This is a genomic window from Pseudomonas retamae (assembly GCF_043496865.1).
In the GTDB taxonomy this organism is placed as follows: Bacteria; Pseudomonadota; Gammaproteobacteria; order Pseudomonadales; family Pseudomonadaceae; genus Aquipseudomonas; species Aquipseudomonas retamae.
Map to the genome: position 1 here is coordinate 289923 of NZ_JBIEIL010000009.1, position 23589 is coordinate 313511.

At 54.5% G+C, this 23589-nt stretch carries 21 protein-coding genes and 2 pseudogenes; 11 read left to right on the forward strand and 12 right to left on the reverse strand.

From position 1 onward, the window contains the following. The first annotated feature begins 205 nt into the window (after window positions 1-205). From ACGSLL_RS19300 to ACGSLL_RS19330, 7 genes are all read left to right on the forward strand, one after another. Window positions 206-1606 carry a YfjI family protein gene (locus tag ACGSLL_RS19300; protein WP_394507579.1) on the forward strand — a complete coding sequence of 467 codons (1401 nt, stop codon included), beginning with the start codon at window positions 206-208 and terminating at the stop codon, window positions 1604-1606. Then, window positions 1590-1976 (forward strand): hypothetical protein, encoded by a 387-nt coding sequence (locus tag ACGSLL_RS19305; RefSeq protein WP_394507548.1) that lies wholly within the window; start codon window positions 1590-1592, stop codon window positions 1974-1976. Before ACGSLL_RS19300 ends, ACGSLL_RS19305 begins: the two co-directional genes overlap by 17 nt. After that, window positions 1954-2934: an integrase domain-containing protein gene (locus tag ACGSLL_RS19310; protein ID WP_394507580.1), complete on the forward strand. Its 981-nt coding sequence runs from the start codon at window positions 1954-1956 to the stop codon at window positions 2932-2934. The genes ACGSLL_RS19305 and ACGSLL_RS19310 overlap by 23 nt, the downstream gene beginning before the upstream one ends. Beyond that, window positions 2931-3206 carry a hypothetical protein gene (locus tag ACGSLL_RS19315; protein ID WP_394507549.1) on the forward strand — a complete coding sequence of 92 codons (276 nt, stop codon included), beginning with the start codon at window positions 2931-2933 and terminating at the stop codon, window positions 3204-3206. Before ACGSLL_RS19310 ends, ACGSLL_RS19315 begins: the two co-directional genes overlap by 4 nt. Before the next feature lie 720 nt (window positions 3207-3926). Next, window positions 3927-5504, forward strand: a complete 1578-nt coding sequence (locus ACGSLL_RS19320) for a type I restriction-modification system subunit M (protein ID WP_394507550.1) — start codon at window positions 3927-3929, stop codon at window positions 5502-5504. Beyond that, entirely contained in the window at window positions 5488-5988 is a 501-nt protein-coding gene (locus tag ACGSLL_RS19325; RefSeq protein ID WP_394507551.1) for a restriction endonuclease subunit S, read from the forward strand. Before ACGSLL_RS19320 ends, ACGSLL_RS19325 begins: the two co-directional genes overlap by 17 nt. A 6-nt stretch (window positions 5989-5994) precedes the next feature. Further along, complete coding sequence (locus ACGSLL_RS19330; protein ID WP_394507552.1) at window positions 5995-9171, forward strand: type I restriction endonuclease subunit R; 3177 nt, start codon at window positions 5995-5997, stop codon at window positions 9169-9171. 540 nt (window positions 9172-9711) lie between these two features. On the opposite strand, the pseudogene ACGSLL_RS19335 reads toward ACGSLL_RS19330, so the two are convergent. From ACGSLL_RS19335 to ACGSLL_RS19370, 8 genes and pseudogenes are all read right to left on the reverse strand, one after another. After that, window positions 9712-9810 (reverse strand): annotated as a pseudogene (locus ACGSLL_RS19335) (anti-sigma factor); the annotation flags it as partial. A gap of 1026 nt (window positions 9811-10836) precedes the next feature. Further along, complete coding sequence (locus ACGSLL_RS19340; RefSeq protein WP_394507553.1) at window positions 10837-11718, reverse strand: glycine betaine ABC transporter substrate-binding protein; 882 nt, start codon at window positions 11716-11718, stop codon at window positions 10837-10839. Between the two features lie 53 nt (window positions 11719-11771). Beyond that, a complete protein-coding gene (locus tag ACGSLL_RS19345) occupies window positions 11772-12440 on the reverse strand; it encodes an ABC transporter permease (RefSeq protein WP_394507554.1) in 669 nt (222 codons plus the stop codon). 2 nt (window positions 12441-12442) lie between these two features. Then, window positions 12443-13441, reverse strand: a complete 999-nt coding sequence (locus ACGSLL_RS19350; protein ID WP_394507555.1) for an ABC transporter ATP-binding protein — start codon at window positions 13439-13441, stop codon at window positions 12443-12445. Beyond that, on the reverse strand, window positions 13438-14127 hold the full coding sequence (locus ACGSLL_RS19355) for an ABC transporter permease (RefSeq protein ID WP_394507556.1): 690 nt from the start codon (window positions 14125-14127) through the stop codon (window positions 13438-13440). Before ACGSLL_RS19355 ends, ACGSLL_RS19350 begins: the two co-directional genes overlap by 4 nt. A 311-nt stretch (window positions 14128-14438) precedes the next feature. Next, complete coding sequence (locus ACGSLL_RS19360; protein ID WP_394507557.1) at window positions 14439-15434, reverse strand: GlxA family transcriptional regulator; 996 nt, start codon at window positions 15432-15434, stop codon at window positions 14439-14441. Between the two features lie 142 nt (window positions 15435-15576). Beyond that, a complete protein-coding gene (locus tag ACGSLL_RS19365) occupies window positions 15577-16551 on the reverse strand; it encodes an alpha/beta hydrolase (RefSeq protein WP_394507558.1) in 975 nt (324 codons plus the stop codon). Between the two features lie 36 nt (window positions 16552-16587). Beyond that, entirely contained in the window at window positions 16588-17481 is an 894-nt protein-coding gene (locus ACGSLL_RS19370) for an amidohydrolase family protein (RefSeq protein WP_394507559.1), read from the reverse strand. A 289-nt stretch (window positions 17482-17770) separates the two neighbouring features. Between ACGSLL_RS19370 and ACGSLL_RS19375 the strand changes: the two genes are divergently transcribed. Both ACGSLL_RS19375 and rimJ read left to right on the forward strand, forming a co-directional pair. Further along, window positions 17771-18136 (forward strand): DUF6124 family protein, encoded by a 366-nt coding sequence (locus tag ACGSLL_RS19375; protein ID WP_394507560.1) that lies wholly within the window; start codon window positions 17771-17773, stop codon window positions 18134-18136. A gap of 248 nt (window positions 18137-18384) precedes the next feature. Then, window positions 18385-18972 carry a ribosomal protein S5-alanine N-acetyltransferase gene (gene rimJ, locus ACGSLL_RS19380; RefSeq protein ID WP_394507561.1) on the forward strand — a complete coding sequence of 196 codons (588 nt, stop codon included), beginning with the start codon at window positions 18385-18387 and terminating at the stop codon, window positions 18970-18972. Here the strand turns inward: rimJ and ACGSLL_RS19385 are convergent. Then, window positions 18920-19762 carry a phosphatase PAP2 family protein gene (locus ACGSLL_RS19385; RefSeq protein ID WP_394507562.1) on the reverse strand — a complete coding sequence of 281 codons (843 nt, stop codon included), beginning with the start codon at window positions 19760-19762 and terminating at the stop codon, window positions 18920-18922. The two genes, rimJ and ACGSLL_RS19385, sit on opposite strands and share 53 nt — an antisense overlap. Beyond that, window positions 19759-20430 carry a lipopolysaccharide core heptose(II)-phosphate phosphatase PmrG gene (gene pmrG / locus ACGSLL_RS19390; RefSeq protein ID WP_394507563.1) on the reverse strand — a complete coding sequence of 224 codons (672 nt, stop codon included), beginning with the start codon at window positions 20428-20430 and terminating at the stop codon, window positions 19759-19761. The genes ACGSLL_RS19385 and pmrG overlap by 4 nt, the downstream gene beginning before the upstream one ends. Before the next feature lie 388 nt (window positions 20431-20818). Here pmrG and ACGSLL_RS19395 point away from each other — a divergent pair. Further along, a pseudogene (locus tag ACGSLL_RS19395) lies at window positions 20819-21745 on the forward strand (methyl-accepting chemotaxis protein); the annotation flags it as partial. 144 nt (window positions 21746-21889) lie between these two features. After that, window positions 21890-22603, forward strand: coding sequence for a methyl-accepting chemotaxis protein (locus tag ACGSLL_RS19400; RefSeq protein WP_371915160.1), 714 nt, complete (start codon window positions 21890-21892; stop codon window positions 22601-22603). A gap of 120 nt (window positions 22604-22723) precedes the next feature. Here ACGSLL_RS19400 and ACGSLL_RS19405 read toward each other — a convergent pair whose 3' ends face one another. Beyond that, entirely contained in the window at window positions 22724-23167 is a 444-nt protein-coding gene (locus tag ACGSLL_RS19405) for a type II toxin-antitoxin system VapC family toxin (protein WP_394507564.1), read from the reverse strand. Further along, window positions 23164-23409, reverse strand: a complete 246-nt coding sequence (locus ACGSLL_RS19410) for a FitA-like ribbon-helix-helix domain-containing protein (RefSeq protein WP_093104871.1) — start codon at window positions 23407-23409, stop codon at window positions 23164-23166. Before ACGSLL_RS19410 ends, ACGSLL_RS19405 begins: the two co-directional genes overlap by 4 nt. Window positions 23410-23589 lie beyond the last annotated feature (180 nt).

Consider the following 23589-nt stretch of genomic DNA (forward strand, 5'->3'; position numbering starts at 1 on the left):
TCAGCCAGTGCAGCCTCCACCCGCCCACCGCTATCGGTGTTCAGGAGGCCAGATCATGAGATGCCCAAGCTCCCGGCCGTAAGGAGCCGTCAGTCCTGCGTGAGTGGACAAACCTCACAGGTCGCAGGGGCCTTGATCCCTGAAAACACTCAACAACCGTGGCGGGATGAGTGAGGACGAAGTCGATAATCTCAGGAGAATGGCGATGCAACTGTGCGAAGCGTTCGTGCCACCACAACCATTGCTGGAATACCAGCAGGCGCCACTGCCCTACCCGGTCGAAGCACTCGGGGATCTGTTGGGCCCTGCGGTCGAACGACTGGCCGAGGTGATCGGCGTACCCTGCGCCATGGCTGCACAGTCGGTGCTGGCCAGCGCCGCTTTGGTGAGCCAGGGTCATGCCAATGTCCACCTCGACGGTCGAACCTATCCGCTGTCCCTCTACCTAGTAACGGTGGCGTCCTCGGGTGATCGCAAAAGCGCGGTGGATCATCTGGCACTGAAGGCCGCGCGCGACTGGGAACGACAGCAGTGGACCCTGTATGCGGAAAAGCTCAAAGCCTATCGCGCCGCTACCAGTATCATGGCCAAACCCAAAACCTCAAAGAACCACGCAGAGGCGGAAGGCAGCGAACTATCCGAGCCGGTACCGCCGAGACTGATCATTGCCGAGCCCACCATTGAGGCCCTGGTCAAAAGCCTGTGCCATGGCTTGCCCAGCATGGGCTTGTTCAATGATGAAGGTGGCCAGTTCTTGGGCAGCAGCACCATGAGCAAAGAGAACCTGCTCAAGGCGATCACCACCTTGTCGACATTGTGGGATGGCAGCCCGATCGACCGGGCCCGCTCTATGACAGGGGAAAGCCTGCGGGCCTATGATCGCCGCCTCAGCCTGCATCTGATGCTGCAGCCCTACCTGGCCAACCAACTGTTCAAAGACCCGGTGATCAATGGTCAAGGCATCCTCGGCCGTTGCCTGATCAGTTGGCCTGAACGCCTGGCCGGCCAGCGACTCTACAAGGCGATCGACCTGACCCGAGATGCCAAAGTCCAGCGCTACCAACAGCGGATCACCGCCCTGCTGCAAAAGCCCTGGTCACTTCACAAAGATGGCTCACTCAATCCCGCCACGTTGGAGCTGACTCCCCGCGCCCGTCGTGCCTGGATTGATATTCACGACACCATCGAATGTCAGTCTGGCGAGTTCGGCGAGCTGGCCGGTGTCCAGCCTGTCGCGGCCAAGGCGGCGGCGAATGTACTGCGTATCGCGGGCGTGCTGGCCATGGTTGAAGAGGCCAGTTCGTTGGACGAAGCACACATCCAGCGCGCTTCCACGTTGATGGATTACTACCTGGCCGAGATCCAGCGCCTGACCGAACAGGAGCCGGTCAATAGCCGATGCGAAGAGGCGGATCGATTGCTGCGCTGGCTGGTGCAGAAAGGCTGGACTCACTTCACCCTTCGCGATGTCAATCGCAACGGCCCGCGTTTTGCCCGCAAGAGCGCTGACCATACCGCCTCTCTATTGGTCGTGCTGATCACTCATCGCTGGCTGAGCAGCCGCGACGGAAAAACTTTCGAGGTCCGCCATGTTTCGCCTCAATGACGCGGTGCGCCGCTACCAAGCGCTACATCAACTACAACCTGAATCTCGGCGTGTCGCCGCCTCTGTCGCCAGCCTGTCGCCACGCGCCAGGCCAGAAACGACGCGGGTTGTCGCCACTGTCGCCACTGTCGCCACTGTCGCCGCTGTCGCCGCTGTCGCCACATCACCTCTTGAGCCTGCCCACATTGCCCTGCTGATCGAGCAACTGCGCGAGGAAGGGGCGCTGCTGCAACATCAGGAGAACACCCTCCTGGTCCGCCCGACACACTGGCAGCAGGTGGACAGGCTCAGCCCCCACTGGCAAGCCCTGCTACTTTTTCTGCAAACAAACGAAAACGGTGATGACGATGGCCTTGGTCGGTCGACGTGAGGGTCGCAACTTTGGCTATGGCCGCCAGCTGAGCTACGCCGGCCCGCAAGCGCTCAAGGATATGTTTGCCGGCGGCCACTTCGCCACGGTCAAAGCGCATAGCGATCGCTGGCAAGCGTTCGTGCGTTGGTGTCGATCAGAAGACGGCCCTAGTTACAACGATGCGCGCCAGATCGATCGACAGACGCTGCGCGACTACGCCGCGTACCTGCGCCAACAGATCCAGCAAGGTGAACTCTGCATCGCGACCGCGCAGAACCGCCTGAGCAGCGTCAACCGTACCCTCGAGGCGCTGCGCGGTGATCAGGACGTGAGGATCGCCAGTCCGAGCCAGGCGTTAGGCCTGCAGCGCTCGAGCGTACGCACCCGCGCACCGGATGGCCAAGACCGCCAACAGGTGCGGCGAGTACTCGAGGCGCTGGGCAAACAGCACCACGAGCGGGTGGCCGCGATTGTCCTGTTGGCCCGAACAACCGGTATGCGCCTGCGCGAAACGATACTGGCAGACCTGCCACGATTGCACCGCGAAGCCGAACACTTGGGCCGCATCAACATTCAGGACGGTACCAAAGGCGGCCGCTCAGGGGCTTCAGCACCGCGATGGATCGAGGCTAATGAAGCAGTGAAAGCGACGCTGCAGTTGGCTCGTCACGCATCGCCGCCCGGCAGCCGCAACTTGCTGGCCCGAGACGAAAGCTACGCCGCGCTCCTGCAACGGACAGTGCTTCCCGCCCGCGAAACGCTACATGAGCACGGGCTGAAGGGCTTTCATGAACTGCGCGCAGCCTACGCCTGCGAGCGTTACGAACAGCTCACTGGCCACGCCGCACCGATCAACGGCGGCCACTGCTATCGCATTGACCGCGACCTTGATCAACAGGCGCGCCAACAAATCAGCCTTGAGCTTGGGCATAGCCGGATTGATGTAGTGTCGGCCTACATTGGAGGCAGTGCATGACCAAACCCTTCAATATGGCGCTGTTCCTGAGTGGCGTACTGACCGGATCGAAGGCCACGCAGCAACGACACCTACGCCAAGCCAGAATCATGCAATCGGCCATTCAACAGCGATGGCAGCGAGATAATCCCTGGACCTGGCAGCTCAAGCATGTGCGCTGGTTTCTCACTCAGCACCTGAAAGACCATTCAGACGCCACCCGGTATTACTATCGACTCACCGCTGTATTGGTATGGAATCGATTAGGGAACAACAGAGAACTGCTGGCCTAACCCTCGTATCGGGAATATGCAGCCTTCCAGACTTCGTTGAAGCCCTGCTGCTCTGCGCGGTAGAGTTCGACCACTGGTCTAAAATCGTGCAGACCTACAGCTCAGTGCAAGGTACAGCGCCTTCCACGCACCATATGTGTGAATGTGGTCAAAGTAGGCTGTGGGGAAACCGCATAGACTAGGCGCGACTGCCAGGCCTTGCCTCATCGGCCACGACATCGATGACTGATGTGATCGTGCTGGGCAATACCTCCGTGCCTTTTCTGTAAATAAGCTAGGTGTTCCTGCACGGTCAATCCGCAGGCATACGGTGTAGGATATTTTCGCCGACGCCCGCCTACGGGTCTGGTGCTTCTCAATGATACGCAGGACGAACGCCGTCGTGATTCCGCCCCCCTCGATGGGCAGTTCGCCGAACTCGCCCTTGAGTCTCCTGGGCGCAAAGCCGTCGCGGGTAGCGCCACCTGGGTTGCTGACCGGCTGGAATACCGCGGACCAGGCGATTAGGCCGGTCCGCTACTCAGCGTTTGGTTGATCGTAACTATGTTAATATCTACCGATCGTTAAAAACAAATATGAAAATTTTTGATTAGATAGATAACTACAAAACAATTTCCAGACTAAAGAGAAAAATCTCAGCCGCCTTATAACTACGACTAGGCACTGCAATTTGAAAATCTATAGTCTCCACATCAAATAAACTTGTTACGGATACACATTGTGGCAAAGAAGACAGCGACAAGCAAAAAGCAAAAGTCATTAGAGGAAACTCTTTGGGATGCAGCAAACAAGTTGCGTGGAAGCGTTGAGTCCTCTGAATACAAACATATTGTACTTAGCCTAATTTTCCTCAAGTTCATTAGCGATATTTTTGAGAAGCGCAAGGAAGAACTTATTGATGCCGGACAGGAAAAATACGTCGATTTGGTGTTGGCCTACACCAAAGAAAATGTGTTTTATTTGCCCATAGAAAGTCGCTGGCGCTATATTCAGAAAAACTCAAAGCAAGAGGATGTAGCATTAAAAATTGATACTGCATTAAGCACAATTGAGAAAAACAATAAAGCGCTACAAGGCGCACTGCCGGACAATTATTTCTCACGGTTAGGGTTGGACGCCAGCAAGCTGGCAGCGCTCATTGACGTCATCAATAATATCGATACCTTAGCGAACCCACATGAAGATGTGGTGGGACGGGTATATGAATATTTCCTTGCGAAATTTGCTATCGCTGAGGGCAAAGGAAAAGGAGAATTTTACACACCAAAGAGTATCGTTAACCTGATCGCAGAACTCATCGAGCCTTACAAGGGCAAAATCTATGACCCATGCTGCGGCTCTGGCGGTATGTTTGTGCAATCGATCAAATTCATCCAAAACCACAAAGGCAACAAAAAAGATATTTCAGTTTATGGGCAAGAATATACAGGTGCCACCTACAAACTGGCAAAAATGAACTTGGCGATTCGCGGCATTTCAGCGAACCTTGGTGCAGCTGCCAAAGACACATTTGCCAATGACCAACATGAAACCCTAAAAGCGGATTTCATTATGGCGAACCCGCCATTCAACCAAAAGGATTGGCGTGCATCCGATGAGTTAGTTGACGACCATCGTTGGGACGGTTATGAAACACCACCCACCAGCAACGCCAACTATGGCTGGATCCTCCATATGGTATCTAAGCTCTCTGAGAATGGGGTTGCAGGATTTGTCCTCTCTAACGGCGCACTTTCCGACGAGGGTGTAGAGCATAAAATCAGAAAAAAACTGATTGAAGATGACCTGGTTGAGGCCATCATCCTACTTCCAAGGAAGCTTTTTTACACCACCGACATAGGTGTTACATTATGGATATTAAATAAAAACAAGAAAAAACATTCTGTAGAAGATGATGCGCACAAGCGTGACTATAGAGACCGAACAGGTGAAGTGCTATTCATCGACATGCGGAAATGCGGAATCCCCTTTGAGAAAAAGTTTATCGACCTAACAGATAAAGAACTCAGCACTACAATCGAAACATATCATAACTGGCAACAGGAAAACTGGACAAAAACTTACAACAACATTCCAGAATACTGCTATAGCTCAACATTCAAAGAAATCAAAGAAAACAACTTCAGTCTAGTACCAAACAAATACATAGAGTTTAAATTTTCAAACGAAAGTTTTGACTTTGATGGCCATCTCGCCAAACTACAAAACAAGGTAGATGTAATTCTTCAGCGTGAAAAACAAGAGAAATCAGAGCTATTCAGGAGTTTTAAGGAGTCCGGTTATGAATTACAAGCTTGAAAAACTCGGCAAGCATATTCGAGAAGTATCACTAAAAAATGAAGATCTAAGAATTGACAACCTCCTTGGCGTTAGTATGTACAAGGAGCTGATACCATCACAAGCAAACATAATTGGCACAGATCTATCCATATATAAAATTGCCAAAAAAGGGCAGTTTGCTTACGGCCCAGTGACAAGTCGAAATGGAGATAGAATCTCGATAGGTATTGTGGAAGATGATGAGTGTATCGTTTCTACTTCTTACACTGTGTTCGAAATCATCGACAAGTCCAAACTTTTGCCGCATTTCCTTATGCTCTGGTTCTCAAGACCAGAATTTGATCGCTATGCCAGATTTAAATCCCACGGAAGTGTACGGGAAATATTTGGCTGGGAAGAAATGTGTGATGTTGACGTTCCAATTCTCGACTTGAGCGTACAAAAAGCGATCTCATTGGGAGAATCCTTTGTTAAGAAAAATACTATGAACATTGGAAATTAAGCGACGATGAAATTTACAGAAGAAAAGCTTGAGCAAGCCATTATCGAATTACTAGGGAAGGAAGGCTATCCGCATACATGCGGAGAGGTGCTGGATCGTACTCCCGAGGATGTACTCATCAAGTCTGATCTTCGTAAGTTTCTAGCGAAACGTTATGTTAGTTTTGGAATAACTAACATCGAGATTGAACAAATTATACACAATCTAGAATATCTGCCTGCATCAGATCTCTACGACAGCAACAAAACCATTATGAAACTGATATCCGATGGCTTTTTATCAAAGCGTGAAGATGCCAACCAGAAAGATATTTATGTTCAGCTTATCGACTATGACAATGTAGAACAAAATATTTTTCGCATTGTCAACCAGATGGAGATCCAGGGCTACGAGCGGCGCATTCCGGACGGGATACTCTACGTAAATGGTTTGCCACTCATTGTGTTTGAGTTCAAAAGTGCCAGCCGAGAGAATACCACTCTGCTGAATGCTCACACCCAAATAACTACCCGCTACGAAAGAGATATTCCGGAGCTATTCAAATACAATGTATTGTGCGTGATTAGCGACGGCGCTAATACCAAGATGGGGTCGTTTTTTGCGCCATATGAATATTACTATTCATGGCGAAAAATCACTGGGGAGGAAAAACTCAACAAGGACGGCATCGACGCACTATTTACGATGGTAAGCGGCTTGTTCAACCAAGAGCGCTTGCTTAATGTAATACGTAATTTCATTTATATTCCGGACAAATCGAGCAAGCAAGAAAAAGTCGTTTGTCGCTACCCGCAATACTATGCTGCAACCAAACTATTCGCCAACATCAAAAAACAGATGAAGCATTTCGATGTAGACGGCAAGCTGAGCAGTGGAAATGGGAAAGGCGGCACTTACTTTGGCGCAACAGGATGTGGCAAGAGCTATACCATGTTATTCCTAAGTCGCTTGCTAATGAAGGATGTAGATCTTGGCAGCCCGACAATTATCCTAATTACTGACCGAACTGATCTTGACGACCAACTATCCGGGCAATTCACCAATGCCAAAGGCTATATCGGCGACCAAACAATTATTAGTGTCGAAAGCCGTACCGAGTTGCGCGAGTTATTAAAAGATCGAAAAAGCGGCGGAATTTTTCTCACAACTATTCATAAATTCACAGAAGACTTAGAAATACTTACCGACCGAGCAAATGTAATTTGTATCTCTGATGAGGCACATCGCAGTCAAACTAACCTAGAACAAAAAATCACTATCACAGAGGAGGGGATTAGAAAAAGTTTTGGCTTTGCTAAATACCTACATGACTCACTCCCAAATGCGACATACGTTGGTTTTACTGGCACTCCAATTGATGCCACATTAACTGTATTTGGCGACATTATAGATAGCTACACCATGATTGAGTCAGTTTACGATGAAATCACGGTTCGTATTGTGTATGAAGGCCGGGCTGCCAAGCTGCTATTGGACGGAAAGCAACTGGACGAAGTTGAAAAATATTACAAAACCTGTGAGGAGGCCGGCACTAACAAATATCAGATAGAAAAAAGTAAGCAAGCAATGGCCAGCATGTCTACCATCCTGGGGGATCCCAATAGGATTAAGACACTTGCTCAAGATTTTGTTCAGCATCATGAAAAACGGATTGAAGAAGGCACCACACAGAAAGGTAAGGCTATGTTCGTGTGTAGCAGCCGCGAAATTGCCTATCATTTCTACAAGGAGGTAGTCGCACTGCGGCCTGAGTGGAACAAGGTTAAAGTGTGCGAAGACGGCGCGACTTTAACTGAAAACGAGAAGAGTAAAATTAAGCCTATGGAGCGAGTCAAAATGATCATGACTCGAAACAAAGATGATGAAAAGCCGTTATGGAACAAACTTGGGAACAAGGAATACCGCAAGGAGTTAGACCGTCAATTCAAAAACGAAAAGTCAAACTTCAAAATCGCCATCGTGGTTGATATGTGGCTGACTGGATTTGACGTTCCTTTCCTTGACACAATCTACATTGACAAACCACTACAAAAACACAACCTTATTCAAACAATATCCCGTGTAAACCGTAAGTTTGAGAAAAAAGAAAGCGGTTTAGTAGTTGATTACATCGGCATCAAAAAGCAAATGAATCAGGCGCTCTCACAATATACCGGAGGGCAAGAAAAGAATCTAGAAGACATCAAGCAGTCTATCATTATAGTTAAGGACCACCTTTCACTGCTAAGCGCTCTACTCTACAAATTCGACTCAAGCCCTTATTTTAGTGGGTCTGCTTTAGAGCAATTACACTGTTTAAACTCCCTAGCAAACTTTGTACTGGCGACCAAAAAGCTGGAAACGACGTTTATGGATCTGACGAAGCGGATGAAGTCAGCATACGATATTTGTGTAGGGAGCGATGAGCTTACTCAAAATAACAAAAATCTAATCCACTACTACCTCGCCGCGAGAAGTATTGTGTTCAAAATAACTACCGGAGGCGCGCCGGACGTTGACCAAATGAATCGCAAAGTACGCGAGCTGGTAAGAGACTCATTGATAAGCAATGGAGTTGAGGAAATTTTCAAGTTGGGCGAAAACCAAGGGAGCGGGATCGATATATTTGATGACGACTACTTGGCAAAACTAGAGCTTATTAAGCAACCATATACTAAACTTCAACTACTACAGCAAATGCTGGCCAAAGCCATTGGAGAATTCAAAAAAACCAACAAAGTAAAAGGTACAGATTTCTCCAAGAAAATGAATTCTTTGATTGAGAAATACAACGAACGTAATGAGAAAGACATTCTCCGCTCTGACATCATCAAAGACTTTTCAGATGAAATCATCAAACTGTATAACGAGCTTCGTGATGAAATGGATTCATATGGGGAGATGGGTATCGACTTTGAGGAAAAGGCGTTCTACGACATCCTGATTACACTAGCTCACAAATATGATTTCACCTACCCTGAGAACAAGCTCGTCGACTTAGCCAAGGAAGTAAAAAAAGTCATTGACGACAAAGCCAAGTATACCGACTGGAACAAGCGTGATGATATCAGGGCAGCGCTGCATTTTGACCTAATTATCCTACTTGATGAATGGGGTTATCCGCCTATAGATAGAGATGAGGTTTACAAAGAAATCTTTGAACAAGCGGAAAACTTTAAACGCGGTAACGCTGATGGGTATTAGAGGGATGCGGTAACCATTTCCAGTGGCAGGATCGACGCTAAACGCGGATATTTCGTTCGAGCATCTGATCCTGTTAATGTGCAGCAGCGAACTACAGGACAAGGCTCACGGCGGCTGAATCAGATTCAAATACCTTTAGCTAGGGTGACCAAGGGACATCTGTGCCGTTGCTGACCCGGAGCTAAGAACAGAACACCGCCAAACATGATTACCCATCCTTTTTCAACTCTAAATTAGTCGGCGCCGCCAAGCGGAATGCGGTATTCCATCTGGTATTCCAACTGAAAAAATTCAAACAAATTATTAATATAAATCAATGACCTACAGAACAGATTCAGATTACCCCGGCTCTAAAGATATCCATGGACGTCTTTTTTGTGCCCGTAATCCAACGGCGATTGAGCTTCAAAGCGCTTCATGCAGATCCGTTTTGAAATGCATTACAAACCCCTGACCGGGAAAATTCTGACTTCAAACACAACGTTGGAATACCCAGGGGAGCCCAAATCACACGCCTTTCAGACATGAAAATTCAAATGGCTGACCTTGCAGTACCCCGTTGGCCATAGGGCCAGTGGCTTCAGAACTTTCACTGTAGCCTTCCAGAACAGCCGGACCCTTGACTTGCGGGGTCGCCAGCGTTAGCTGCCGCAAGCCCAAGGACCTGCTCCGCACGACGTCAGTCTCCAACCCGGATCATAATTGAGGTTTTGACAGCGGGGATTGGCTGATCTTCACTCAGCTTTCAACAACCCAATGGTTCAAGGAGCGACTATGACTTGGGAGCTGAGGCACGATCCAGAAGAGTACGTTTCAATCATCGCGGAAGTTTTCTATGACCCAGCCCGCCGCAAGAATGGTGTTCGACCAGCAAGCGGAGAGTCCTTTGCCCAGAGCATGAAGATCGAGTGTTCTAGAGAAATCCGGGGCTATCCGGTAGGCACAAAGTTGCGCCTAAGGGTTGTGAAGACCAAAAAGGAGGACAGTCGGCCATTCTTGTACAGCAGCTATAAGTGGGCGCATGAGCTCGTCTAGCTGGTAATCACTGGCCGGGCGGAATCCACTTCACGGTTTGGCTAGATTCGTTGCTGCCAACTCATAGCGAGACCATAGCTTCAGCGCCAACCTAGAAAGCTGAAAGCCCGCTTCGCTTCAGCCGGCAACCGTCAGCGCGGACGGCTAAAGCAAAAGAGAAGGAGCACGTATTCACGCTGACAACCACGCAGATTCTTAAACCTGGAAATTGACTTGATTGAATCGGGTTTCAGCTACCGACATCATTCGACTTTTCACTAGCGTGAACATGCTAACGTCTAACCCAAGCTCGCCCCAACACACTGATGGGTACTTGGGTCATGATTAACGAACAATTGCATGCAAAAGACCTCAGCTTCTCAGACATGATGAGAATTAAGCGCCTCTCACGAAACCGGCAGATCGATGCTGTCTACTCGGCTACCCCACAAGAGCTCGACGTAGCTGCTGACAGGGCGAAAGCCATCCTCCGCGGAAGCTCTGGCCCCGTCCGCCCAAAACGATTTTCTGCCCTGGACGAAAATTAAACCGTCCGGCGAGTCCCCGCTGAACGCCAAACAAGCGAAATAAAAACCGACCACCAATTTTCATCCGACCCGAGCAATCAGGCCGATCGCCATCGCCCCCCAACTAAAGCAAACCGCTCTGTTGCAGAAACGCCTTCGACACCCCCTCAATAGCCTCCCGCCCCACATCAACCCGAGAATTAAGCCCCGCAATCACCTCATCATCCAGCTTCGAAGCCAGACCATTCAACAATTCCGCAACCCTCGGATTCCCCTCCAAAACCTCAGTACGAATCACCGGCGTCAACGCATACCCAGGAAAGAACCCCTTATCATCCCTCAACACCAAAAACCCAAACGCCGGAATCCGTCCATCCGTCGATAGCACCAACGCCAGATCCACCTGACCATCCCTAAGCGCCTGATAAGTCAGCCCGCCATCCATCCGCACAATGTTCTTGCGCTCGAATTCAAACCCGTACTCCTCTTGGAGCGGACGCAGCCCATCCGGCCGTGAGAAGAACTCCGCATTCGACGCAAACTTGTAGGTTTTACCCGCTTCGATGTTCTTCGCGAGATCACTGATCGAGACGACGCCGTCCTTTTCCGCATCCACTTTGCGCATGGCGAGTGCATAGGTGTTATTGGCCTTGGAAGGGTTCAGCCAGGTGATGCCCTTTTGCGCATCGAGTTCGCTGATCTTTTTGTAGGTTTCCTCGGCGCTGAGTTTGTCGGTGATTTTGTTGTAGGTAATCAGGGACGTGCCGGTGTATTCCCAGTACACATCGACCTGTCCGTTCTCCTGTGCGGCTCGTAATACAGACGAACCCAGGTCCGCGCGTTTATCGACCTTGTAGCCATTGGCGCGGAGAAGTTGTGCGGTCATTTCGGCCACCAGTTGCTGTTCGGTAAATTTCTTGCCGCCGACTACGATTGTGCTGTTGGCTGAAGCGCTGCCGATTACGCCGCAAATGAGACTAAGGCTTATGACCAGACTGGCGAGCATTCGATAAATCATCGTGCACCTCATGTTGTTGGTTTAGTGAAGGGTGTTCGGATTCATCCGCGTCCGGCCATTCGCAAGCCTCGGGACACTGCGATGTGTTGAATCACGCCGCAGCCTAGGTCGACGGCGATGGCCAGGAGCGCGGTCGATACGGCGCCGGCGAGCATCATGCTGAAGTCGTTGAGGTCGATGCCGGTGAAGATCAGCTCGCCCAGTCCGCCGCCGCCGACCAGGAAGGCCAGTGGTGCGGTGCCGACGTTGATGGCCAGTGCGGTGCGGATGCCGGCGAAGATCACGTTCAGCGCATTTGGAATTTCGACTTTCCACAGCGTCTCCCGTGGCGTCATGCCCATGGCTTCGGCCGCTTCGACCAAGTGCTGCGGCACCGCGCGCAAGCCTTCGTAGGTGTTGACTGCGACGGGCAGCAAGGTCGCGACGAACAGGCCGATGATGGCCGCGCCGCTGCCAACGCCGATGAAGCTCATGGCCAGCGCCAGCAGTGCGAGTTTGGGGATTGCCTGACCGACGTTGAGCACTTGCATGCTGGCCATGGCGTAACGCTGGTTCGCCGGTCGGCTCATCCACACGCCCAAGGGAAGCGCAATGGCGATGGCCAGCACTCCGCTGACTGCGACGATTTGCAAGTGCTGGAGCGTCAGGTAGCTGATGTCGCCCCAGTAAAACTGCAGCCCCTGCCAGAATCCGATGAGCAAGTCAGGCATGATCAGTTCACCGCCGGGGTAATGTTTTCAACCAGTCGCGCCAAGATGTCAGCCTGGTGGACATAGCCGACAAAGCGGCCGTCGCTGTCGTTGCACGATGCCCAGTCCTGGCCGCGCCCCAGCAGTTGCGAGAGCACCTGGCGCAGGTCGTCTCCGGGCCGAACGATGAGGTGCGAGTGCGCAGCGATGCCGCTGGTGCTGCCGACGACCTGCATGTGTTCGCGCGGCGCGATCTTGCTGACGACATCCGCCGCATGCAGCAGGCGCAGGCGTTTCATGATCCGGTCGCCGCCCATGAAGTTCGCCACGAAGTCGCTGTTGGGCCGGGCGAGCAAATCATCCGAGCTGCCGAATTGCTGGATTTTGCCGTTGTGGAACAGGGCGACGCAGTCGGCCATCTTCACCGCTTCGTCGATGTCGTGGCTGACGAACAATACGGTCTTGTTGACGAGGCGCTGGATGCGCATGAATTCGTCCTGGATCACTTCGCGGTTGATCGGGTCGATGGCGCCGAAGGGTTCGTCCATCAGCATCACTGGCGGGTCCGCTGCCAGGGCCCGCGCCACGCCTATGCGCTGCTGTTGACCACCGGACAGCTCGCACGGGTAGCGCTTGAGGAATTTCGCCGGGTCCAGCGCGACCACTTCCAGCAACTCTGCCGCGCGCTTGCGGCTTTTGTTCTTGTCCCAGCCCAACAGGTTCGGAACGACGCAGATGTTCTCCTCAACGGTCATGTTCGGGAACAGGCCGACTTGCTGGATCACGTAGCCGATCGAGCGTTTGAGGGTGACGCTGTCCAGTTCGGAGGTGTCGCGCCCGTTGATTCTGATCGTGCCGGAAGTCGGCGTGATCAGTCGGTTGATCATTCTCAGCGTGGTGGTTTTGCCACAGCCGGACGGCCCGAGCAGTACGCAGATCTGTCCCTCTTCAACGTTGAAGGAGACATCCTCTACCGCCGTGATAGCGCCGAATTGCTTGTTCAGGTTTTCGATCTGGATCACGTCGTCGCTTCCTTCATTCGGCCGGTGGCCAGTTTGTTCTTGTTCAAGCCGTTCGGCGTCAGCAGGCGCTGCACGCCGTACAACGCATAGTCGGCGGCAATGGCGATGACGCTGATGACGATGGCGCCGGCCAACAACTGGCGGGTATCCGATTGGGCGATGCCGCGAATGATCAGGCTGCCCAGGCCGCCGGCGCCGATGTACGCCGCAATGGCAGCGATACCGATGTTGATGACGGTCGCCATCCGCACGCCCGCCATGATCAGCGGCACCGCAAGCGGCAGCTCAACCTTGCGCAATCGCTGCCCGGTCGACATGCCCATGCCGATCGCGGCTTCGCGCAGCGCCGGATCGATGTTGGCGATTGCCGTGGTGGTGTTACGGATGATCGGCAATTGGGCGTAGAGAAACAGCGCAATGACCGCCGGCACCACGCCGATCCCGTAGCCGATTTGCGACAGCGCCGGAATCATCAACCCGAACAGCGCCGCAGAAGGAATGGTCATCAGCACGGCGGCGAAGGCCAGGACCCAGCGGCGCGTCCTCGGGTGCTGGGAGATGGCGATGCCGACAGGCACGCCGGTCAGAATCGCCAGCCCCACCGCTATCGCCACAATGAGCAGGTGCTGGCCGAGCAGCAGACTGATCAGCCCGCCGTTTTCCAGAATGAAACGCAAGGTTTCCATGAGGGTTGTGCCTTCTGTACGTCATTGTTTTTTTTATCCGGCGCGCATCTGGATTGAACGCCGTGTCTGCAAAAGACCTTACCGCGCCGGTGCGGGCACTCTGAGCTGCGGGCTCGACGTTTTCTATCAAAAAATCGACGTTACGCTGAAAGCCAATCCGCTGTTCAGCGCGTTGGGTACAAGGCAACAGGCGGGTCGCTGGTGACAGACTTGTGCGGTAATCCGCTTGCCAGACAGTTCATTAGCCGGCTACGGAATTTACCGACTGGAGAGATTTGAAGGTTCTGCGCGGATACATTCTGTAAACGAAATCAGGAGTGAGCATCATCAAATTTCCGCCGTTCCTCTCCCGGCGTGCATCCCCAGACGCGACGGTAGGCAGAGCCCAGATGGGAGGCCGAAACGAACCCGCAACTGTAGGCAATGGACGCGATGGGCTGGGTGCTCTCACGCAGCAATCGGCGTGCTTCGTTCAACCTGAGTTCCAGATAGAATTTCTTCGGTGTCCTACCGAAGTGCTGATGCCATAGGCGCTCGAGTTGACGATGGGACAGATTGCAGCGGTCGGCGATTTCTTCGATGCCGACGACGTTCTCCAGATTGTTCTCCATGAAGGCTATCGCGGCGGTCAGCCGGCGATCGTGAATGCCGAACCGCCATTGGATCGACATGCGCTGATGCTCTTCCGGCGCGCGTATCCGCGCGTGGAGAAATTGTTCGGCGACACTCGCCGCAAGCGGGTTGCCGAAATCGAGCGCGATCTGCGCCAGCATGAGGTCGATGGCCGCCGTCCCGCCGGCGCACGTCCAGCGGTTGTCATGGTTGACGTACAGCTCACGGGTCACCTCGATCGTGGGAAATTCTTCGGAGAACTGACCGAAGGATTCCCAGTGCAACGTACAGCGCTTGCCCTCCAGCAATCCGGCGCGGGCGAGGATGAACGTACCGGTGCTCAGTGCGCCGACGGTGATCCCGCGGGATGCGGCACGTTGCAGGTAGCGCAGCATTTTCGGTGGTTTCTGATGCTCGGTGTCGAGGCTGGCCAGGACGAATACGCGATCCAGTTCGGGCGCCTGATCGACGGCCACGGTTTGGATTTCGATGCCGCTGCTGGAACTGACTGGTCCACCCGCCTCCGTGAGCAACGTCCATTGATAAAGCGTTTTGCCGAACAGCCGATTGGCCGCACGCAAGGGCTCGCTGGCACCCGCCAGGGCCATCATTGAGAACTGAGGAAGGATGAGCAGCCCGATTCGCTTGGTTGTACCGTTATTCACAGACGTCGCTGAATCATGGGGGGCTGTCATCGCCAGATCCTTTCATGGGGGCCGGCCGTTTGAGCGAACGGCTTTGACCCGCCATGTTAGGGGTTGGACACGCATCCAGCCAGATTGAAACTGCGTACTCCTTTTGCCGAAGTGCGCAGACAGATCAGAACGCTGCCCCGGATCAAGATCGCGTGCGGATGGCTTCGTCGATGCTCTTGATCATCAACTCAAACACCGGATTGCCGGCCTGATTCTGCTGACCATGTTGCATGTGCGAAATGATCAGCGCATTCGGGCCGGCATCGCCGGGATAGTTTTGATGAAGGCGCACGGACTCCGATGGCATGTGCAAGGTGTTGTCGGCGCCGTGGATGATCAGCGCCGGCGGGAAGCCTTTCGCACCTTCGATGGACCGCTCCGGGTCATATTGCACACAGGACTTGTAGGACTTTGCCGTCACGTAGGTACAACCTGGCCAACGGTCCGCGCCGCCCGCTTCGGTGTAGCCGCCCAGCTGCTGATCGACGTACGCCTGGGTTTCTGGGTCCAGCGGGTAGTAACCGAGTCGGGTCTCATCGGTGCCGGTGTCGAACGGCGGGATCGGAGCGTCATCAGCGAGTTGCTTGATGGTCGCATCAGCCGCCGCTTGATCGACGCGCAAGGACTGCAACTTGCGAAGGTTGGTGTAGCTCATCGGCACCCAGAAGCGGATCTGTTCAGCGCCGGCTGCGGCCAGTTCAGCAACAGCTCCGAGGCTCGCCACCGAACCCATCGCCCACGATGCGACCACCGGCATCTCACCGAAGTTTTCGCGCGCCCAGGCAACGGCGCCGAGCACTTCGTCTTTCTGGTCTTTGAGAATGACGTGGGTAATGACCTTGTCGCCCGACTCAATGGTGTTACGGATGTGCTTGTTGGAAAAGAAACCTGCTACGTCATAAGTCATGACGCGATAACCCAAAGCCGCGAGGGCGCGACCGAACAGTTGGCCATACATCGTGACCCCGCCGGTGAAGCCGGAGTTGAAGATTACCGGTGGCAGTTTTTGCGACGCGGCGTCGCGTTGTTCGGGCTGAAACAGCATGCCTTTGAGGCTAAGGGTTGCATCGTTGTACTTGACGCTGAAGTTGATGTTTCTTGTTGTAATGGTCGTCATTTGCGGGTGATCTCGAAGTGAGAATGTGGGCGTAGCTCAACTTACCAACCGGCCAAATGTTCCTCGCAGAAGTTGGCCAACAGGAATTCGGGTCGCTTGGGAAACATGCAGTGCAACGGCATCGACAAAGTTGAAAGCCCTGTGCGGATCAAACAGATCGGCATACGCAACGCCTTTGTTGTCGGTGCCAACATGCGGCGCATCCGTTGCTTCAAGAACGATCTTGTCCGCGCCGACGGCGCTGATGATTTGCGTCACGAAACGAGCTGTTTCCTCGGGCTGAATGCAGGTGCGATAGCCGGGTCCCTTGAACCACACATTGCCGCGGGCCCTGGCTTCGGCAAGTAGCGCGATGTAAGCCGGCTCGGTGATGTCACGCTCACGGTGACAAGTGCCCAGATGATCGATGACGACCTTCACGGCGGGAGGGATCTGACGTAATACCCGCAGATTTGTCTCGGCTTCTTTTGCATAGATGTGCAGATGCTGGTGCGGTTGCAAGCGGCCATAAAACGCCAACCACTGCTGATCGCTGAATTGCCTGTCGGAAACCGCTTCCGGTGGTGCATCGTGCAGAACGATCCGCGCGCCCACCACTTGTGGGTGCGAGAGGCGTTCGTGTGTGGCATAGGCAGGTTCGGCCTTGATCGTTCCCACTAACGTGACGCCCCCGTAGCGCTGAGGGTCGGCCGCCTGGAGATTCTTCAGTTCGGCAAATGAAGCGAATACGTTTTCCGAGTCCGGCAAGATACTTAAATTGACGTTGTTAAGAAGCGTCGGCGCAATGCCGGCATCGATCAACTTATCCAGATAAGCCGTGAGCGAGTGCGGTTCAGGTAATGCATAGGGCAGCGAACCCGAGACTCGACGCAGGTCTTGCGAAGTAAAAAAATGAACGTGACTGTCGGTTCTTCTGATCAACGGCAGCATGATTAGCGCTTCCTGCTTTTGTGCGAAAGACAATAATCGGCGGCAGTGCTTCGTCGCTCCCGTCAACTCGACGGGTACTATCAAAATTCCGCCATGCGCGTTTTTTTGGGCAGTAATGTCTCGCTCCCCTTTCCTACAAAAAAACCATCCTAGGACTTTTCCCTCAACACACGTCGACTCCCATGAACTAGCGCTCCTTCCCCCTCACCGCTACCCTCCTCCATTCCTGCCATCCAGCGGACGGTCTGGCAGTTGAATCGCTGTGAATGTTTACCCACGGAGCTCCATCATGAAGAAAATCACCCGGCTCACGCTGGTTGGCCCGGTCTCGGCCGATGCGCTGACTGCCAGTCCTGTCACCCACTCTACCGCCACCCCACGCCGCGAGATGCCAAGCCGCCGCCGGCGGGCGTTGCCGCTCAATCAGTTGATCAGGGTGCGTGACGATGTCGACACGCTGACGTTGCTCAACCATGCCAGCGAAATCCTCGATTCCCTCGTGGCCATCAGCGCCACGTTTGCCGATGAGTTCGACGGTTCGAAATATCATGTGGCGGTGGCGATCAAGCAGTTGAGTGCGATGGCGGAGATGCTGGTTTGCCGGGCGCGGGACAATTTTGATCCGTCGGCTGCCGGGCCGGAAACCCGCCACTGAGTCGCCAGACGCCTTGATTTGCAAGGGTTCGGGACAGCGCTGTCAGCCACCCATCGAGATGAATTTTTATTCACTGCTCCTGCGCGGCCAACCCTTGTACAGTCCTCTCGCTCATTCAAGAAACTACGGTTCGCCCGCGCTCCTGCGGGCTTTTTTTTGCCTGGAAGAAAGTCCCTTCCACGCTCCGACTTGCCGTCACCCGGTGATTGCGCGACTCTGCGAGCAGATTCCTCGCGCCGGAGCGTCCGATGCCGCTGTTGACCCTGCCCTGCGAGCGCCTGACGCTTGCGATTCTCGATCCGGATCAGGCTGAGCTTGAAAGTGCGTTTTATCAGCGCAATCAGCGTCATCTCGCGCCGTGGTCGCCGATTCGTACGACTGAGTATTTTTCCACCGAGCAGATTCGTCGACGCCTCGATATTCAGGCCAGTGCCTTCGAGGCTGGACTGGCGATGCATTTCGCATTGTTGACGCCAGATGGTCATCAGATGATCGGCGCGTGCAATTTCAGCGGTCTGATTCGCGGGGCTTTTCAGGCGTGTTATCTGGGTTATCACCTGGACGAAAAACATCAGGGTCAGGGTTTGATGGCCGAGGCGCTGGAGGCTGGTATCGGCTACATGTTCGATACGCAAAATCTGCACCGGATCATGGCCAACTACATTCCCGGCAATGAGCGCAGTGCGCGGCTGCTGGAGCGTTTGGGTTTTGAGCAAGAGGGGTACGCCAAGGCGTACCTGAACATTGCCGGGCGCTGGCAGGACCATGTGCTGACGGCGCTGGTCAATCCGCTGTTCGAAACGCCGGACAAGCGCTGGTCGCGGCGACTCGGCTGAGCGCTTGCTCACGCCGGCCCAGCACCGGCAACCCCAACCGTGCCCGCCCGTAGAAGGCCAGCGCTGTCAGTAAACAGGCGAGCCAGACGAAGATTCCCGCCCACAGCGTGTGGGACATGTAATGCCAGCCTTGCAGGACGCGGGTGGTGCCATAGATGAACCCCAGCAGCAGCGAGCCCCACAGAATGGCCTTGGAAAAACGCCATTGATAACGGCGCGCGACGAAGTACAGCGCCAGCATGGTGAAGCCGCCTGACGCATGGCCCCCCGGCCAGCACCGACCACTGCCCGCCTCATGAAATAGCTGAAAGTTTTCGTACCACTCGATGTGCGGCATTTTTCCACCGTAAAGCGTGGTTTCAATCGGGCAGTACACGCTGGTGTGGGATTTAAGGAAATGGATCACTCCCGTGCACACTGCAAAAGCGACCACGACAAAGAGAAAATCCCTACGGTGTTCTGCGCAGAATCGCAGCAGCGGCGCGACTTTGCTGCGTTGCAGCAATGCGCCGAGGCGTGGGCGCTTTTGCGGGTTGGCCAGCGGCCAGATCACCGAGAGCAGCGCGCCGATCAGGGCGATTTCTGCGGTCCAGTCGGGAATGATCCGTGCCCATTTATGCGTGAGCTTTTCGAAGAAGTGGATTTTGTCGATCGGGAACGTCTGGGTCTGCGGATCGAACAGCAGGTTGCTGATGGCAATGTCGATAGTGGTCATGTCGAACATCAGGAACACCAGCGCTGCGCAGAGCAATGGAACGCCAAAGTTGTAAGCATAGAAACGAGATTTCATCGAGTGGTCACCGTGCGCCAGTCGGAGGCTTCGATAAAGCCGAGCATTTTTGGCGCTGTGGTGCTGGCTGCGGAGATGAACAGCGACGCGCCGTAACCTGCGTTTGAGGTCGGTACTTTCAGGTCTTTTTCGATTTGCGCCATGCATTCGCTGTGCGTCACCAGGATCAGATTGCGGCCTGGCACTTTGTGCGCCAGCGCGTCCTGCAGCATCCGTCCGCGGCAGTTGATCAGCCAGTCATCACCGCTGGCGGCGTGGTTGAACATGTAGCCTGCAGTCTGCACGGTGCGCATCGACGGGCTGTTATAGACGTCGGCGTTGCTCAAGCCCAGTTGCTCGAAGCGGGCGCCGACGGCGACGGCGACACTGCGCGAGCGCTCGGTGATGCCGTCGTGGCCGCTCAGGCATTGCGCTCGGGAGTGATCGCAGCGCTCGACGTGGCGCACCAGGGCGATCACGTCGCCTTGGGCCCAGTCCTGCGCCAATGCCTGCGCGCCGGCGACATTGCCATGGGCCAGGTCCGGCACCGCTGTCGGCGCCAGCAACCACAAGGTCAGCGGGATGACCAAAATCGATGCCGCCAGCACGACCCACGTGTCGCGAAAGCGTGCCAGCACGCGCAGATCGATCGCGCGTTTGACGCCGAACAGGTTCAGTCTCAATTCCACAAAAAGCCGCCTCGCCGCAATGCATAAGCTGTCATTCGATGCGGCGAAGCTACAGAGCCCTGTGTGCGCAGCCAGTGAAACCCATGTGAAAAAAGTCTTGGCGGCGGGTGTCGCGTACCGCAGGACAAAAAACCTTTCAGCTCTCGGATTTGCGGCCGATACAGTCCTGCTTACACCCCTGCTGGCTCAAAAGAACAACAATCTTCCAGCTTAACTGACGACCAAGAAACCCAACGTTTCTGGAGGATTATTGATGAATAGCTGGTTCGGCAACATCAGCGTGAACATGAAACTGGGCCTGGGCTTCGGCCTGGTGCTGGCCCTGACGTGCGTTTTGGCCCTGACCGGCTGGACCAGCCTCGGCGGGCTGATCGACCGCAGCAACTGGATGAGCGATATCACTCAGCTCAATAGCGGCCTGACCAAACTGCGTGTGGTGCGCCTGCAATACATGCTGACCAATGGCGATGAAACCGCCGCGCAGAACGTGCAGACCACCCTCGACGGTTTCGCGGCTCAGCAGCAAGCGCTGATCAGCAAATTCAAAAGCCCGGAAAACCTCAAACTGCTCAAGCAGCAGGCCGCGACCATTGCCGAATACCAGACCTCGCTGAACAAAATGCGCAACGCCTATCGCACCGGCAACAGCGCCCGCGACAGCATGAGCGCCAGCGCCGCGACCGCGTATGACCTGATCGAGTCGATCAGCAAGCGTGTGCAGCAGATGGACATGAGCGAGCAGCGTTTCGAACAGTTCCAGGCGGTCACGGCGGCCAAGGAAGCGTTCATCCTCGCGCGCTACGAAGTGCGCGGCTACACCGCCACCAGCAATGCCGAAACCGAGCAGAAAGCCGTCGGCCAGATCGATGCGGCGCTTGCCAGCCTCAAGCCACTCAACACCTATTTCGCTTCGACCCAGCAAGACGCACTGCGTCAGCTGGAGACCGCGCTGGTCAACTACCGCAGTTCGCTGATGGCGTTCAAGAATGCCAACAGCGAAGCGGTGCAGGCGCGTAAGGAGATGACCGATCAGGGCAACACCATCGTGTCCCTGAGCGAACAGCTGTATCAGATTCAGCTCGACCGTCGTGACGTCGAAAGCGCCCAAGCGCGCACCTTCCAGTTGATCAGCACCCTGCTGGCGCTGCTGGTGGGCGTGATCGCTGCGGTGATCATCACCCGCCAGATCACCCGTCCGCTGCAAGAAACCCTGGCCGTGGTCGAGCGCATCGCCAGCGGCGATCTGACCCAGAACGTGACCGTCACGCGTCGCGACGAACTCGGCGTACTGCAACAAGGCATTGCGCGCATGGGCGTGACCCTGCGCGACTTGATCAGCGGCATCCGCGACGGCGTCACCCAGATCGCCAGCGCCGCCGAGGAACTGTCGGCCGTGACCGAGCAAACCAGTGCCGGCGTGAACAGTCAGAAAGTCGAGACCGATCAGGTTGCCACCGCCATGCACGAGATGACTGCCACCGTGCAGGAAGTCGCGCGCAACGCTGAAGAAGCCTCGCAAGCTGCTGCGGCGGCGGACGGTGAAGCCCGTGAAGGCGACAAGGTGGTGAACGAAGCCATCGCGCAGATCGAGCGTCTGGCCAGCGAAGTGGTGCGTTCGACCGAAGCAATGAGCGTGCTGCAACAGGAAAGCGACAAGATCGGCAGCGTCATGGACGTGATCAAAGCCGTGGCCGAACAGACCAATCTGCTGGCGTTGAATGCCGCCATCGAAGCCGCCCGCGCCGGTGAGGCCGGTCGTGGTTTTGCTGTGGTTGCCGATGAAGTTCGTGGCCTGGCCCAGCGTACGCAGAAGTCCACCGAGGAAATCGAAGGTCTGGTTGCTGGTTTGCAGAACGGCACTCAGCAAGTCTCCGCGGTGATGAACAACAGCCGCGCGCTGACCGACAGCAGCGTCGCCCTGACCCGCAAGGCCGGTGCATCGCTGGAAAACATCACCCGCACGGTGTCGAACATCCAGTCGATGAACCAGCAAATCGCCGCCGCTGCCGAACAGCAAAGCGCCGTGGCCGAAGAGATCAGCCGCAGCATCATCAACGTGCGCGATGTGTCTGAGCAGACCGCCGCAGCGAGTGATGAAACGGCCGCGTCGAGCGTTGAACTGGCGCGTCTGGGTGGTCAGTTGCAGCAGATGGTCAGCCACTTCCGCGTTTGATGCGCATTTTGCGCTGAAGCCAAAACCCAATCGCGGGCAAGCCCGCTCCCACAGGTTTTCGAGTCGTTCACAGATGATGTGTTCGCCTCGATACCTGTGGGAGCGAGCTTGCCCGCGATGTCATTTCGAATGGTTAAAAGCGCCTAATGCTTCCCACGGGTTGATCACTTCGATTCCGGAAAATTCGAAATCCCTGATATTTCGCGTCGCTATTGCAGCACCGCAGCTTCGGCAGATTGCAGCGATTTGCGCGTCAGCCATCGCGACTCCCCTTCCCTTCGCCTCCGCACTAGCTACGAGCGTTGCGTATTCAACGGCTGAATGAGCATCGAACGGCAGGATTCGTCCGGCAAAGTCCTCTTCGAACATTGCCATAGCATGGGCTTCAAGTTTCTGTTTGCGCTTGCCAGACGGCAGCCTTGCTATGCCATGAAGTATTTCTGCCACCGTAACTGCACTGACTGCCAACTCCATTGCGGGCTGAGCATCAACCCAAGCCAGTACACGGGATTCAGGCTCAACTCGCATAAACTCCGAAAGAACATTGGTATCAAGCACTATCATTCAGAAAAATCCACCGCAGTGGCTTTTTCGGAACGTTCGGGCAGCTTGAGATCGACTCCGCCGACAGCGCTGAACCTGCCGCGGATCCGACTGCCAAGTCCTCCGGCTCGATCAACGGCTGCCAATGCTCTACCCAATATCAGGCGAGCCTCTTCTTCCATAGAGTGTCCATTGTGCGCAGCAGTAATTCTCAACTGCTCCTTTAGCTTCTCATCCAGATTTCTAATTGTGATACTGGCCATACCCGCCCCCTGCAATCAATGAAATCACTGATTGCAGGCTAGCATAGTTCGAGTTTCCTACATAACTGTGGGAGCGGGCTTGCCCGCGATGGCGTTGTGTCAGGCAATCCGATGCTGGCTGACACATCGCAATCGCGAGCAGGCTCGCTCCCACAGTTTTTGAGTCGTCCACATTCAGCG

Excerpts from the sequence above, each read along its gene's own strand:
- ACGSLL_RS19360 (WP_394507557.1), bottom strand. The coding sequence starts at position 15,434 with ATGACAGCCCCCCATGATTCAGCGACGTCTGTGAATAACGGTACAACC.
- ACGSLL_RS19400 (WP_371915160.1), top strand. The coding sequence starts at position 21,890 with ATGCACGAGATGACTGCCACCGTGCAGGAAGTCGCGCGCAACGCTGAA.
- ACGSLL_RS19370 (WP_394507559.1), bottom strand. The coding sequence starts at position 17,481 with ATGCTGCCGTTGATCAGAAGAACCGACAGTCACGTTCATTTTTTTACT.
- ACGSLL_RS19365 (WP_394507558.1), bottom strand. The coding sequence starts at position 16,551 with ATGACGACCATTACAACAAGAAACATCAACTTCAGCGTCAAGTACAAC.
- ACGSLL_RS19340 (WP_394507553.1), bottom strand. The coding sequence starts at position 11,718 with ATGCTCGCCAGTCTGGTCATAAGCCTTAGTCTCATTTGCGGCGTAATC.
- ACGSLL_RS19325 (WP_394507551.1), top strand. The coding sequence starts at position 5,488 with ATGAATTACAAGCTTGAAAAACTCGGCAAGCATATTCGAGAAGTATCA.
- ACGSLL_RS19315 (WP_394507549.1), top strand. The coding sequence starts at position 2,931 with ATGACCAAACCCTTCAATATGGCGCTGTTCCTGAGTGGCGTACTGACC.
- ACGSLL_RS19375 (WP_394507560.1), top strand. The coding sequence starts at position 17,771 with ATGAAGAAAATCACCCGGCTCACGCTGGTTGGCCCGGTCTCGGCCGAT.
- rimJ (WP_394507561.1), top strand. The coding sequence starts at position 18,385 with ATGCCGCTGTTGACCCTGCCCTGCGAGCGCCTGACGCTTGCGATTCTC.
- ACGSLL_RS19310 (WP_394507580.1), top strand. The coding sequence starts at position 1,954 with ATGGCCTTGGTCGGTCGACGTGAGGGTCGCAACTTTGGCTATGGCCGC.
- ACGSLL_RS19355 (WP_394507556.1), bottom strand. The coding sequence starts at position 14,127 with ATGGAAACCTTGCGTTTCATTCTGGAAAACGGCGGGCTGATCAGTCTG.
- ACGSLL_RS19300 (WP_394507579.1), top strand. The coding sequence starts at position 206 with ATGCAACTGTGCGAAGCGTTCGTGCCACCACAACCATTGCTGGAATAC.
- ACGSLL_RS19410 (WP_093104871.1), bottom strand. The coding sequence starts at position 23,409 with ATGGCCAGTATCACAATTAGAAATCTGGATGAGAAGCTAAAGGAGCAG.
- ACGSLL_RS19385 (WP_394507562.1), bottom strand. The coding sequence starts at position 19,762 with ATGAAATCTCGTTTCTATGCTTACAACTTTGGCGTTCCATTGCTCTGC.
- ACGSLL_RS19305 (WP_394507548.1), top strand. The coding sequence starts at position 1,590 with ATGTTTCGCCTCAATGACGCGGTGCGCCGCTACCAAGCGCTACATCAA.
- ACGSLL_RS19330 (WP_394507552.1), top strand. The coding sequence starts at position 5,995 with ATGAAATTTACAGAAGAAAAGCTTGAGCAAGCCATTATCGAATTACTA.
- ACGSLL_RS19405 (WP_394507564.1), bottom strand. The coding sequence starts at position 23,167 with ATGATAGTGCTTGATACCAATGTTCTTTCGGAGTTTATGCGAGTTGAG.
- ACGSLL_RS19345 (WP_394507554.1), bottom strand. The coding sequence starts at position 12,440 with ATGCCTGACTTGCTCATCGGATTCTGGCAGGGGCTGCAGTTTTACTGG.